Origin of the sequence: Kitasatospora sp. NPDC059646 (genome assembly GCF_042734615.1) — a bacterium.
Taxonomy (GTDB): domain Bacteria; phylum Actinomycetota; class Actinomycetes; order Streptomycetales; family Streptomycetaceae; genus Kitasatospora.
Window position 1 is genome coordinate 50298 of the sequence record NZ_JBHWDS010000020.1, and the last position, 12757, is coordinate 63054.

Annotated in this window: 13 protein-coding genes; 7 read left to right on the forward strand and 6 right to left on the reverse strand. The window is 74.1% G+C overall.

Features of this window, described 5'->3' with window-relative positions; all coding sequences use genetic code 11:
* Positions 1-4: 4 nt before the first annotated feature.
* The gene (locus ACFV1L_RS16620; RefSeq protein WP_380366464.1) at positions 5-922 is read left to right on the forward strand and encodes a GNAT family N-acetyltransferase; all 918 of its coding nucleotides are present in this window, start codon (positions 5-7) and stop codon (positions 920-922) included.
* Here ACFV1L_RS16620 and ACFV1L_RS16625 read toward each other — a convergent pair.
* Positions 919-1596: an aminoglycoside phosphotransferase family protein gene (locus ACFV1L_RS16625; RefSeq protein WP_380366466.1), complete on the reverse strand. Its 678-nt coding sequence runs from the start codon at positions 1594-1596 to the stop codon at positions 919-921. The genes ACFV1L_RS16620 and ACFV1L_RS16625 overlap by 4 nt on opposite strands.
* Before the next feature lie 112 nt (positions 1597-1708).
* Between ACFV1L_RS16625 and ACFV1L_RS16630 the strand changes: the two genes are divergently transcribed.
* Entirely contained in the window at positions 1709-2155 is a 447-nt protein-coding gene (locus tag ACFV1L_RS16630) for a hypothetical protein (protein ID WP_380366467.1), read from the forward strand.
* Here the strand turns inward: ACFV1L_RS16630 and ACFV1L_RS16635 are convergent.
* Positions 2143-3171 carry a 2-dehydropantoate 2-reductase gene (locus ACFV1L_RS16635; protein WP_380366469.1) on the reverse strand — a complete coding sequence of 343 codons (1029 nt, stop codon included), beginning with the start codon at positions 3169-3171 and terminating at the stop codon, positions 2143-2145. The two genes, ACFV1L_RS16630 and ACFV1L_RS16635, sit on opposite strands and share 13 nt — an antisense overlap.
* 76 nt (positions 3172-3247) lie before the next feature.
* The gene (locus tag ACFV1L_RS16640) at positions 3248-4375 is read right to left on the reverse strand and encodes a PP2C family protein-serine/threonine phosphatase (RefSeq protein ID WP_380366470.1); all 1128 of its coding nucleotides are present in this window, start codon (positions 4373-4375) and stop codon (positions 3248-3250) included.
* A gap of 233 nt (positions 4376-4608) precedes the next feature.
* Between ACFV1L_RS16640 and ACFV1L_RS16645 the strand changes: the two genes are divergently transcribed.
* From ACFV1L_RS16645 to ACFV1L_RS16660, 4 genes are all read left to right on the forward strand, one after another.
* Entirely contained in the window at positions 4609-6090 is a 1482-nt protein-coding gene (locus ACFV1L_RS16645; RefSeq protein WP_380366472.1) for a PHB depolymerase family esterase, read from the forward strand.
* Between the two features lie 232 nt (positions 6091-6322).
* The gene (locus ACFV1L_RS16650; protein WP_380366474.1) at positions 6323-7807 is read left to right on the forward strand and encodes an APC family permease; all 1485 of its coding nucleotides are present in this window, start codon (positions 6323-6325) and stop codon (positions 7805-7807) included.
* Entirely contained in the window at positions 7804-8178 is a 375-nt protein-coding gene (locus ACFV1L_RS16655) for a cupin domain-containing protein (protein WP_380366476.1), read from the forward strand. The genes ACFV1L_RS16650 and ACFV1L_RS16655 overlap by 4 nt, the downstream gene beginning before the upstream one ends.
* Positions 8179-8257: 79 nt before the next feature.
* Entirely contained in the window at positions 8258-9649 is a 1392-nt protein-coding gene (locus ACFV1L_RS16660) for an NAD(P)/FAD-dependent oxidoreductase (protein WP_380366478.1), read from the forward strand.
* A 132-nt stretch (positions 9650-9781) separates the two neighbouring features.
* On the opposite strand, the gene ACFV1L_RS16665 is transcribed toward ACFV1L_RS16660, so the two are convergent.
* On the reverse strand, positions 9782-10396 hold the full coding sequence (locus ACFV1L_RS16665) for a DinB family protein (RefSeq protein ID WP_380366479.1): 615 nt from the start codon (positions 10394-10396) through the stop codon (positions 9782-9784).
* Positions 10397-10463: 67 nt separating this feature from the next.
* Here ACFV1L_RS16665 and ACFV1L_RS16670 point away from each other — a divergent pair, with 67 nt between their 5' ends.
* Complete coding sequence (locus tag ACFV1L_RS16670) at positions 10464-10934, forward strand: cytidine deaminase (RefSeq protein WP_380366481.1); 471 nt, start codon at positions 10464-10466, stop codon at positions 10932-10934.
* On the opposite strand, the gene ACFV1L_RS16675 is transcribed toward ACFV1L_RS16670, so the two are convergent.
* A complete protein-coding gene (locus tag ACFV1L_RS16675) occupies positions 10924-11193 on the reverse strand; it encodes an acylphosphatase (protein WP_380366482.1) in 270 nt (89 codons plus the stop codon). The genes ACFV1L_RS16670 and ACFV1L_RS16675 overlap by 11 nt on opposite strands.
* A gap of 136 nt (positions 11194-11329) precedes the next feature.
* A complete protein-coding gene (locus ACFV1L_RS16680; RefSeq protein WP_380366483.1) occupies positions 11330-12592 on the reverse strand; it encodes an MFS transporter in 1263 nt (420 codons plus the stop codon).
* Positions 12593-12757: the final 165 nt, after the last annotated feature.

The following is a 12757-nucleotide window of genomic DNA, read 5'->3' on the forward strand; positions in this document are numbered from 1 at the left end:
ACCCATGCCCCAGGCCGAACTGCCCGCCGGCTACACCGCACGGCCGATCGACCCGGCCGCCGACCTCCCCGCCCTCCAGGACCTGGTGAACACCTGCGAGCGCGCCCTCGACGGCACCGCCACCACCGACGCGGGCGCGCTCGTCGCGATCCTCGCCCGCGCCGGACTCGACCCCGCCGCCGACACCCTGCTGGTGCACGCCCCCGACGGCAGGCTCGCCGCCTGGGCCTGGACGGACCGGCGCACCGACGCCGACGTCCACCCGCAGCACCGCGGCCGCGGCCTCGGCGCCGCGCTGCTCCGCTGGATCGAGGACCGGGCCCGCGAACAGGGCACCGCCGAACTCGCCCAGATCGTCCCCGACCGCGACGAGGCCGCCGTCGCACTGCTGCACGCCCACGGCTTCCGGCCGACGGTCACCAGCTGGCTGCTGGCGGTCGACCTCGACGAACCGGTCGAACTGCCGCCCGCGCCCGACGGCATCACCGTCCGGACGTTCCGCGCCGCGGACCCGGCCGACGAGCAGGCCGCCCACCGGCTCACCGAGGACGCCTTCGACGAATGGCAGCAGCGCCGCAAGGAGTTCGACGAATGGGCCGCCCACACCGTGCGCCGCCCCACCTTCGCCGCCGACCGCTCCCCGCTCGCCTTCGCCGACGGCCGACTGGTCGGCGCCGCCCTCGCCCTCGACCTGCCCGACACCGGCGAGGGCTACGTGGAGACCGTCGCCGTCCACCGCGACTTCCGCCACCGCGGCATCGCCCGCCACCTGCTCCGCCACACCTTCCACGCCTGCCGCGCAGCCGGCCTGCGCAGCTGCACCCTGTGGACCCACTCCGCGACCGGCGCACTCGACCTCTACCTGAAGGCCGGCATGACGGTCCGTCACAGCTCGACCGTGCTGAAGAAGGCCCTCCGCTAGGCCGTCGGCAAGCCCAGCAGACCCAGCAGGCGACCGGCCTGCCGGCCGCCGGTGCCCGGAGGGTTGCGGGCCGCCGTCGCCGGGTCGCCGGCCAGGAACACCAGCCACAGCAGGGCGAACAGCCGACGGCACTCCCGCAACCGCGCCGACTCGACGGCCGGCAGCGCGAAGCGCGACAGGAACGCCGCCGCGTCCAGGTCGGTGTCCACCCGGGCCGAAACATGCTCGACCAGCTCGGCCGGCTCGTACGGGCGGTCGCTGCGCCCGGAGTCCTCGAAGTCGACCAGCCGGACCTCGGCGCCGTCCCACAGGTGGTTGGCGAGGTTGCCGTCCGCCTGCCCGAGCACCGGCACCGCCGTGGCGCACCCTGCCAGGAGGGCGGCCGCCGCCCCCGGCGGGACGGCGTGCAGGAGGCGGTCGACGGTGCGAGCCAGGGCGTCCAGGTGACGGTCCGTCAGTGCGGTGCCGCGTAGCGGGAGGCCGGGCAGGCGGGTCATGGTGACGGTGCGGCCGGTCAGCGACAGCGGGCGGGTTGCCAGGCCGGGGGCGTGGCGGGCGAGCAGGGTGAGGGCCCGCCATTCGCGGGACGGGGTGGTGTCGGCGGTCGGGCGGAAGCGCTTGCGGACGGTGTCGGGGAGGAGCTCGACGTGGTGGGTGGTCCAGGCGGCGGTCATGGCGTCGGTCTCCGGGGCGGGGGCGGCGGTTGGCGGGGGAAGTCGCGGACGGCGGGCGGGTCGGGTCACTAGGGTGGGGGGAGCGGTACACGGACGAGGGAGGCGCGGGGAGATGGTGGGGACCGAACTGGCGGAGTTGGCGGCCTCGGGGGCGACGGCGCTGGTCGGGGCGGTGGCCACCGACCTGTGGGGGCAGGTGCGGGACCGGGTGGGGCGGCTGCTCACCCGCGGGCGGGAGAGCCGGGTCGAGGCCGCGCGGATCGAACTCGCCTACGCCGAGGTGCTGGACGCCGAGGAGAACGGCCTGCCCGAGGTGCGGGAGAGCGTCCGGCAGGACTGGGAGCAGCGGCTGCTGACCGTGCTGCGCGAGGACCCGACCGCCGTCGTCGAACTGCGCGCCCTGCTCGACGAGATCGCCCCGCAGGGCGGCGGGCAGCGGATCGAGGTGACGACCGTCCACAACGAGATCAGCGCCGACGTGCACGGCATCGCCCTGCAGATCGGCCGGGTCGGCACCAGCAACGTGACGGTGCAGCAGCCCGGCGATCAGCAGTCCTGAGCGTCCAGCGCGGCGAGCAGGTCCGGCCCCGACCAGGACGGCGGGGCCGGCGCGGACTCGGCGGCCCGGACCAGTTCCAGCAGCCGCCGGTTCGCCGGCGCGGCCAGCCCGTGGCGCCCGGCCAGGGCCAGCACCTCGCCCTGGAGGGAGTCGACCTCGGTGCGGCGCCCGCGCTGCAGGTCCTCCCACATCGAGGAGCGGGCCCGCGCGTCCACCTGCAGGCCGGCCGCCGCGACCCGCCGGAACAGCGCGTCCGGCAGCCCCAGGACGGCCGGCATCCACCGCGCCGGCACCGGACTCAGGCGGGCCGGTGCCAGGCCCGCCGCGCGGAGCGCGGCCAGGCCCTCGCGCTGGCAGCGCGCCAGCACCAGCCGGTAGGGCCGGCTGCCGAGCTGCTCGCGCAGCGGCCGTCCGGACAGCGCGTTGACGGCGTTGTTCAGGTTCATCAGCAGCTTCGCGGCCTGCACCCGCGGCATGTCGCCGCGCAGCTCCACCGGCAGGCCGGCGGCCCGGGCGGCGGCCGCGAACCGCTCGGCGGCGTCGGCGCGTTCGAGCATCAGGCGGCCCGCGGTGCCCTGGTGGAACGCGCCCGGCCCGGTGCGGACCACGTTGTACGGCACCATGCCGGCCAGCACCCGGCGGCCGGGCAGGGCCTCGGCCAGCACCCGGGCGTTGTGCAGACCGTTCTGGAAACTGATCACGGTGCTGCGGTCGTCCAGGTGCGGGGCGAGCAGGCGGGCCGCACCGGCGGTGTCCGCGGACTTCACGGTGACCAGGACGTAGTCCGCGCCGGCGGCCGCCGAGGCGTCCACGGCGGTGCCCGGGCGGGCCTCGGTCCTGCGGTCGCCGGGGCCGGTCAACGTCAGCCCGGCGCGGTCGAGTTCGGCCATCGCGGCGGGCCGCCCGATCAGCGTGACCTCGGCAGTGGCGGTCAGCGCGCCGCCGAGGCGGCAGCCGATGCTGCCCGCGCCGAACACGGCGATCCGCAGCGGCGGCACGGCACGGTCCTCGGGCACCGGGGGCTCCTTCGTCGACGGCACGGCCCCCGAGGTTACCGCCCGGTCACCCGGGCGTCAGCGCCCTGACGGCGGGTCAGTCCGCGGACGGTCCGCCGGCCGGGACGTGCCGGGCCGCCAGCAGCGCGGCGACGTCGTCGTCGGCGGGCTTGCCCGCGTAGCGGCGCAGGTCGCGGCGGAGGCTGTCGAGGAGCCTGGCGGACGGCTCGGCGGTCCAGCGGCCGAGCCGCTCGGCGAGCGGGTAGAACTCGCCGTCGCGGTCCCGGGTCTCGGAGACGCCGTCGGTGTAGAGCAGCACCCGGTCGCCGGGCCCGAACGGCACGGTCGCGACCCGGTACTCGGAGGAGACCAGGCCGGACAGGTTCAGCGGCGGCAGCGGCACCTCCGGGTCCAGCATGCGCACCCCGTGCGGCTGGATCAGCACCGGAGAGGGGTGGCCGCAGTTCAGCAGGCGGGCCTCGGGCCGGTCGTCCGGGATCTCCAACAGGACGGCGGTGGCGAAGCGTTCGGAGGCGTCCGGCGAGGAGGCCCGCTCGGCGTACCGCTGCAGGCCGGTCTCCAGCCGGCTGGCCAGGGCCGGGAGGTCCTTGGAGTCGTAGGCGACCTCGCGGAACGAGCCGAGCAGCGCCGCCGCCATCTCCACCGCGGGCAGGCCCTTGCCCTGCACGTCGCCGAGGATGATCCGCACGCCGAACGGGGTCCGCACCGCCTCGTACAGGTCGCCGCCGATCTGCGCCTGCTCGGCGGCGGCCGTGTAGTACAGCGCCAGGTCGACGCCGTCGATCCGGTCCGGCAGCGGGCGCAGCACCACCTGCTGGGCGGTCCGGGCGACCGAGCGGACCAGCGCCAGGTCGTGCTCGCGGCGCACCCGCTGCCCGGCGGCGTACGCGGCGGCGAAGGTGACGGTGGCGGTCGCGGCGATCACCGAGGCGCCGGAGGCGCCGACCCGGCCGTCCCGGGCCAGGGCCAGCGCCACCTCGGTCAGCACCGCGAGGACGCCGATCATCAGCGTCCCGAACGGGCCCCAACTGGCGGCGGCGAGCGCGGGGGCGGCCACCACGAAGCGGTCGTAGCGCTGGCCCGCGGGGGTCTCGCTGTCCGCGGCCGCCGCCAGGCCGATCAGCAGGAACGGCGCCAGGCGGCTGAGGGTGCTCAGCACCGGGCGCGGGCGGGCCGGATCCGGTTTGTCGGTGATCGTGGGCATGACCCGGTGAACGGTACCCGGGAGAGCCGTCCGGGTGTGGGAGGCGCGGGCGGGCCGCACCGAGAAGATGATCAATCGTCGGCCGCTCAATGGTCGCCGCCACCATGGCGTTCCGGCCCGCGATGGTGCGCCGGGCCATGGGCGGTGCCCGCGGCCCGCGCCGATGATTCACGCCAACCGTGCTCGGCCACCCCCCACCCGGCCCGGGCACACAGCGAGAGCGGAGCCCCCACATGACACGACACCACGGCGGAGCGGGACGGATCGGGCGCTGGGCGAAGGCGCTGGTCGCGGGAGCGGTGCTGGCCGCCGGCGTGCTGACCGGCGCGCCGCCGGCCTCGGCGGCCGGGCTCGGCCAGGTCACCGGCTTCGGCACCAACCCCGGCAACCTGGCGATGTACAGCTACGTGCCGGGCGGACTGGCCACCGGCAAGCCGCTGGTGGTCGCCCTGCACGGCTGCACCCAGACCGCGACCGACTACTACAACAACTCCGGCTGGGCGCAGCTCGCCGACCGCTGGGGCTTCGCGGTGGTCTTCCCGCAGACCAACTCGACCAACAACCTGCTGTCGTGCTTCTCCTGGTTCGACAGCGGCAAGGACACCCGCGGCAAGGGCGAGGCGCTGTCGGTCAAGCAGATGGTCGACAAGGCGGTGGCGCTGTACGGCAGCGACCCGTCGCGGGTGTACGTGACCGGCCTGTCGGCCGGTGCGGGCATGGCCGCCGACCTGCTGGCCGACTACCCGGACGTGTTCGCGGGCGGCTCGATCGCCGCCGGCCTGCCCGCGCAGTGCGCGACCACGCAGGCCGCCGCGTCCGGCTGCCAGAACTCCAGCCAGAACCTGACGCCCGCCCAGTGGGGCGACAAGGTCCGCGCGTCCGCCCCGGGCTGGACCGGCCCGTGGCCGCGGGTGGCGATCTGGCACGGCTCCTCGGACACCACCGTCGCCCCGGTCAACGCCACCGAGCTGCGCGACCAGTGGACCAACGTGTGGGGCGTCCCGCAGACCGCCTCCGCCACCCAGTCGCTGCCCGGCGGCACCACGCTGAGCGTCTACAACGACGGCGCGGGCCGGCCGGCCGTGCAGCTGTACAGCGTCTCCGGGATGGGCCACGGCCTGCCGGTCAGCCCCGGCAGCGGCACCGCCAACTGCGGCCAGAGCGGCGCCTACTTCCTCAACACCATCTGCTCGTCGTACTACACCGGGCTGTTCTGGGGCCTGGACGGCAGCACCGGCGGCGGTGACGGCGGCGGCAGCACCAAGCTGCCCGCGCCGGGCGGACTGGCCGTCACCGGCACCACCGACAGCACCGCGTCGCTGAGTTGGAGCGCGGTGGCCGGGGCGGTGTCCTACACGGTGTACCGGGGCGGCGCGCAGGTCGGCACCGCCGCCGGCACCACGTACACCGACACCGGGCTGAGCGCCGGCACCGGGTACGCGTACACGGTGGCCGCGGTGGACGCCAACGGGGCGGTGGGGACGGCGAGTCCGGCGGTGACGGCGACCACCACCGGGAGCGTCTTCACGCCCCGGTGCTGGACCGACAACAACTACAACCAGGTCGCCGCGGGCCGCGCCCACCAGAGCGGCGGGTACGCGTACGCCAACGGATCCGAGCAGAACATGGGGTTGTGGAACCTGTTCGTGACGCACACCTTGAAGGAGACGTCGGCCGGGTACTACGTCCTCGCCGACTCCGGCTGCGGTGCGTGATGCCCGGAATCACCTCTGACCAGCGCTGATGTGGGGCCCCGTCGGTTTCCGGCGGGGCCCGCCACAGTGTCAGAGGCGCAACAAGACGTCTGACAGATTGAATGATTGTCCTACGTCAACGGGGCGGCGAGACTCGTGCACTCAACATCCGTGCCGACACCCGATTGCCAAGGTGAAAATGACCGCCATCCCCGTGGCCCCGCCGGAGAACCGGTGGGCAACGCCCAAGCGCGTGAGCCTGGTTCCCCTGGTCGCCCTGATCTTCTTCAGCGTCTCCGGCGGCGCCTACGGAATCGAGCCGCTGTTCTCGACGTCCGGCCCCGGCATGGGCATCCTGCTGATCCTGATCACCCCCCTGATCTACAGCGTGCCGCACGCCCTGGTCTGCGCCGAACTCGGCACCGCCATCCCCGTCGAGGGCGGCTACTACCACTGGGTCAAGCGCGGCCTCGGCCGGTTCTGGGCCTTCCAGCAGGGCCTCCTTCAGTGGGTGTGCAGCTTCGTCGACATGGCGCTGTACCCGGTCATGTTCACCTCGTACCTGTCCAGCCTGATCGGCGCCGTCGCCCCCGGCAAGCACGTGCTGTTCGAGGTCGCCGGCCTGCAGATCGACCTGAACTGGGTGATCTGCGTCGGCGTCATCGTGCTGTTCACGCTGCTGAACCTGATGGGCGCGGGCTGGGTCGGCGACTCCTCGGTGGCGTTCGCGGTCATCTGCCTGACCCCGATGCTGATCCTCACCGCGATCGGCGGCTACCACCTGCTGGCCGACGGCATCAACCCGGTCTCCTCGATGACCGCCGAGCAGGGCCAGTCCACCTGGAACGCCTTCGGCGCCGGCCTGTTCATCGTGATGTGGAACTACTCCGGCTGGGACTCGGTCTCCACCGTCGCCGGCGAGATGGAGAACCCGAAGAAGCACCTGCCCAAGGCGCTGGTCTGGTCCGTGCTGCTGATCATCACCGGCTACCTGCTCCCCTCGATCGCCGCGCTCGCGGTCGGCGCGGACGGCGAGTCGGGCTGGAAGAAGTGGGAGGACGGCTCGTTCTCCGACATCGCCGGCGAACTCGCCGGCCCCTGGCTCCAGTACACCGTCACCATCGGCGGCCTGTTCGCCTCCGTCGCGATGTTCTCCGCGCTGCTCGCCTCCTACTCCCGGCTGCCGTCCTCGCTCTCCCGCGACGGCTACCTGCCCAACTGGGTCTCCAAGGAGAGCAAGCGCTACCGGATGCCGATCGCGTCGATCATCGGATCCTCCGTCATCTACGCGCTGTTCTGCTTCTCCAGCTTCCAGAGCCTGGTCATCTACGACGTCTTCCTCACCAACCTCGGCATCCTGCTGGAGGTCGCCGCCCTGATCTCGCTGCGCATCCGCGAGCCCGAACTGGAACGCCCCTACCGGATCCCCGGCGGCTGGTGGAGCATCGGCGCGATCACCGCCTGCCTGACCGCCGTCAGCGTCTGGGCCGCCATCGAGCAGTACAACGAGGAAGGCACCAAGGCCGTCGTCTACTGCCTGATCGTGGTCGGCATCTCGCTGCTGCTCTACCCGCTGCTGTCGCTGCGCAAGGCCGCCCGGGAGGCCGCCGCCATCGAGCGCCACGCCGCGCAGCAGGCCGCCGGGGTGCGGGCGTACGGCCTGTCAGAGTGGCAGCCGGACTCGCCACACACTGACAGGGCCGCCACCGGCACCGGACCGGATAGCGTCGAGGCATGATCAACAGCTTCGCCCTGCACGTCCCGGACGCCGAGCTGGAACCCGAACCGCTCGACCCCGGGCAGATCGTCTCCGGCACCCCCGAGGTCACCGGCAAGGTGGTCTGGGAGTCCGCCGACGGCCGCCAGATCCGCGGGATCTGGCAGATCACCCCCGGCGTGGTCACCGACACCGAGGCCGACGAGATGTTCGTCGTCCTCAGCGGCCGGGCCACCGTCGCCGTCGAGGACGGCCCCGTCCTCCACGTCGGACCCGGCGACCTCGCGGTGCTGCGCGAGGGCGACCGCACCACCTGGACCGTCCACGAGACGCTCCGCAAGGTCTACACCATCAACCTCGGCCCGGACGTGGCCGGGGACGAGGACCGATAACCGCCGCGAACGGCACAGCAGTCGGCCCGGCCGCCCGCCCGGCCGGGCCGACACCCTCCCAAGGCAAGGAACCGAGAACATGGACCCCGTACACGCCCTGCGGGACGCCAAGCCCACCCCGTTCTGGCTGGAGGACCCCGGACGCCCCGAGGCCAACTCGGCGCTCACCGGAGACGTCCGCTGCGACCTGCTGGTCGTCGGCGGCGGATACAGCGGCCTGTGGACCGCGCTGATCGCCAAGGAACGCGACCCCGGCCGCGACGTGGTCCTGATCGAGGCCCAGGAGACCGCCTGGGCCGCCTCCGGGCGCAACGGCGGCTTCTGCGCCGCCAGCCTCACCCACGGCCTCGGCAACGGCCTGGAGCGCTGGCCGGACGAGCTCGCCGCCCTCGAACAACTCGGCGCCCGCAACCTGCAGTCCATCGAGGACGCCGTCACCACGTACGGCATCGACTGCGACTGGGAGCGCACCGGCGAACTCGACGTCGCCACCGAGCCGCACCAGGTCGAGGAACTCGCGGAACTGCACGAACTCGCCAAGCAGTACGGCGACTACGAGTTCCTGGACGCCGACGCCGTCCGCGCCCAGGTGAACTCCCCGACCTACCTCGGCGCGCTGTGGGACAAGGACGGCGTGGGCATGGTCCACCCCGCCAAGCTCGCCTGGGGCCTCAAGCGGGCCTGCGAGCGCCTCGGCGTGCGGATCTACGAGCACACCAAGGCCACCGACATCGCCGAGACCGCCGCCGGCATGGCCGTGCGCACCCCCTACGGCCGGGTGTTCGCCCGTCAGGTCGCCCTCGGCACCAACGTGTTCCCGTCGCTGGTCAAGCGGATCCGCCCGTACACCGTGCCGGTCTACGACTACGCGCTGATGACCGAGCCGCTGAACGCCGAGCAGCTCGCCGCGATCGGCTGGCAGAACCGGCAGGGCGTCGGCGACAGCGCCAACCAGTTCCACTACTACCGGCTGTCCGCCGACAACCGGATCCTGTGGGGCGGCTACGACGCGATCTACCACTACGGGGCCAAGGTCCGCGCCGAGTACGACCACCGGCCGCAGACCTACCAGACCCTCGCCCGGCACTTCTTCCAGACCTTCCCGCAGCTCGAAGGCCTGCGCTTCACCCACGCCTGGGGCGGCGCGATCGACACCTGCACCCGGTTCTCGGCGTTCTTCGACACCGCCCACCACGGCAAGGTCGCGCTCGCCGCGGGCTACACCGGCCTCGGCGTCGGCGCGACCCGGTTCGGTGCCGAGGTGATGCTCGACCTGCTGGCCGGCGCGCCCACCGAGCGCACCGCGCTGGAGATGGTCCGCCGCAAGCCCCTGCCGTTCCCGCCCGAGCCGGTCCGCTGGGCCGGCATCGGCATCACCAAGTGGTCGCTGGACCGCGCCGACCGCAACGGCGGCCGCCGCAACCTGTGGCTGAAGACCATGGACACCCTCGGCCTCGGCTTCGACAGCTGACACCCCGCCGCCCGCGCCGACCGCCCGCCCGCTCCGACACCGCGAGGGCCGGCCGGCGCGGGCGCGGGCGCGAGTGGGTGCGACCGGGCGGGTGACGGCTCCGGGGCCGGCGACGGACCGGCGGAGCGGTGCTCAGCCGGGGACGCTCTCGCCGGCCGCGCGGGCCGCTTCGCGGGCGGCGCGCTCGACCCGGGCGCGGTGGGCGGGCCAGAACTCGGGGGAGACGTCCGGGAGGACCGGGTCGCCCGGGCGCAGGCCCGTCGCGCCGTCCAGGAGTTCGCGGACCACGTCGAGCTGGCCGGTGTGGCGCTGGCTCTCCACGACCACGTGCAGCAGGACCCGTTCCAGGGAGAGGTGCAGGTGCGGCGGCCAGGGCACCCGGCCGACGGTGTCCAGCGGAAGGCTGTCGACGGTCTCGTCGGAGTGGGCCCAGACCCGGCGGTACTCGGCGATCAGGGCCTCGCGGCTCTCGTCCGGGCGGGCCCACAGGTCGTCGTTGGGCTCGGCGGCGCCCGCCACCCACAGGCCCGGCGCACCCTCGAACGGGCGGCCGAAGGTCTCGCCGAGGTAGATCGCCTCCGCGCCCGTCAGGTGCTTCAGCACGCCCAGCAGGTTCGTCCCCGACGGCGTCACCGGGCGGCGCACGTCGTACTCCGACAGGCCGTCGAGTTTCCACAGCACCGCGTCGCGGGCGTCCTGCAGGTAGGTCTTCAAAGCCCGCTTGGGATCGTTCGGTCGATCGGTCATGGGGCGAGTCTTGCCGGGCCGGAAAACCGGCGGCAAAGGGTTTTCCCGCCCGGATAGGGTGGCGCGCATGGCTGTCGACAAGGAACTCGTGCATGCCGCGATCGAGTTGACCCGCCGTCGCTTCCCCGGGCAGGACTGGGCGGGCGCGGCCGCCCTGCGGCTCGACGACGGCACCGTGCTGACCAGCACCGCGCCCGAACCGCCGAACAACGCCGTCCGGCTGTGCCACGAGACGGGGGCGATCTGCGAGGCCCACAAGCTCGACCGCAAGGTGGTCGCCTCGGTGTGCGTCACCGCCGCCGACGGGGGCCGCGGGTTCTGGGTGCTCGCCCCGTGCGGCGTCTGCCAGGAGCGGCTGTTCGCCCACGGCCCCGACGTCGAGGTCGGCGTCCCGCTCCCCGAGGACCCGACGCGCTGGCGCACCCTGCGGCTGCGGGACGTCCAACCGCACTGGTTCGCCCGGGTGTTCCCCGACGACGTGTGGCCCTACGAGCAGGACCCCGCGAGCAGCCCCGGGGCAGACCCCGTCAGTCGGTGACGGCGAAGACGAGCAGACCCTCCAGCGGCTCCTCGACCACCTCGACGTGCTCCACCTCGGCCCGGGCCGGGCCCCGCCGCATCCACGCCACCATGTGCTCCACCGGGGCCTCGTCGCCCTCGAACACCGCCTCCACCCGGCCGTCCGGCAGGTTCCGCACCCAGCCGGCCACGCCCGCCTCCGCCGCCGCCCGGCGGCAGGAATCGCGGAAGAACACACCCTGCACCGTGCCCGAGACCAGCACCCGCCGCCGGATCACCCGCACCCACCTCGCCCCGCTCGCCGCCACTGCCCCGCCAGATATACCGCAGGCGGCCCCGCCCGCGGCGGCAGGCGGGGCCGGAGCGGCCGTCAGTTCCGTTCCGCCGAAAGCCGCTGCGTGCCCGGACGGGCCGTCAGTTCGCCGCCACCGCGGGCCGCCGCTCGGCCGGTCCCGGCGCCGGGTCGTCGATGGAACGGCTGAACGGACGCCAGGCGAACAGCGTCAGCGCCGCCATCACCGCCGCCGAGAACCAGAACGGGCCGGTCAGGCCGAAGGTCCGGGCCAGCGGACCGCCGATCAGCGCGCCGAGCGCCGAACCGCCCACCGCCAGCGCCATGAAGACGCTCATCACCCGGCCGCGCAACTCGTCCGGCACCGCCCGCTGCACCAGCGTCCGGTCCACGCCCATCCACACCGCGCCGTGCACCCCGAACACCGCCAGCACCGCGCCCGCCACCCACGCCGAGCCAGCCAGCGCCAGGCCGACGTGCGTCAGCGTCTCCAGTACCAGGCCGGTGCGCAGCAGCACCGAGGACGAGAACCGGGCCTGCAGGGCCGGCGCCACCGCCGCCCCCAGCAGGCCGCCCACCGCACCGACCGCCATCAGCAGGCCGTAGCCGAGCTCCGACAGGCCCAGGTGCTCGCGGGCGTACAGCACCATCACGGAGAACCCGGCGATCAGCGTCACGTTCATCAGGCACAGCGCCAGCGTCAGCGTCCGCACCGCCGGCCGGCCCCACAGCCAGCGCGCGCCCTCGGTGAACTGACGGCGCATCGGCAACCGGGCCGGCCCGGTCCGCTGCCGGGTGTCCTGCTCGGACGGCTGCAGGCGCAGCACCGAGAGCAGGGCGGCCGCGCCGGCGAAGCTCGCCGCGTCGATCGTCAGCGGCAGGCCCGCCGCCACCCCGAACAGGGCCGCGCCGAGCGGCGGGCCGCACAGCTTGTTGAGCACCGAATACGCGCCGAACATCCGCGAGTTGGCGCGCGGCAGCTGCTCCGACGGGACGACGGCGGGCACCAGCGCGGACGACGCGTTGTCCCCGAGCGCCGCACAACTGCCCAGCAGCAGGCCGATCGCGTAGATCAGCGCCAGCGACGCCGCACCCGCGAACACCGCCGCCGCCAGCACCGCCGTCAGCCCGGCCCGCGCCGCGTTCATCGCCACCGTCAGGCGCCGCCGGTCCACCCGGTCCACCAGCACCCCGCTCACCGGGGCGAGCACCAGCCACGGCAGCTGTTGGACGAACACCGAGAGGCCGACCAGCACCGGATCCCTGGTCAGCGACGTCACCAGCAGCGGGGCCGCCGCCGCCACGATCCCGTCCCCCAGCGCCGACACCGCCGCCGCCGACCACAACAGCCCGAAGGCCCGCCCCAGTCCGCCGCCCCGCTTCATCCCGCACCACCCCAGCCCGAACCCGTCCGCCGCAAACGGCCGACGCTAGCCGCGGCGGCGGCCGCGGCGCACCTGGTTTTCCGGCGGCCGGGCCGGCCGGTGAGCGGGGCCGGACCAGGGCCTTGCAGGCGGTGCCCGGTGGGGGGCGGGCACCGCCGGTACGAG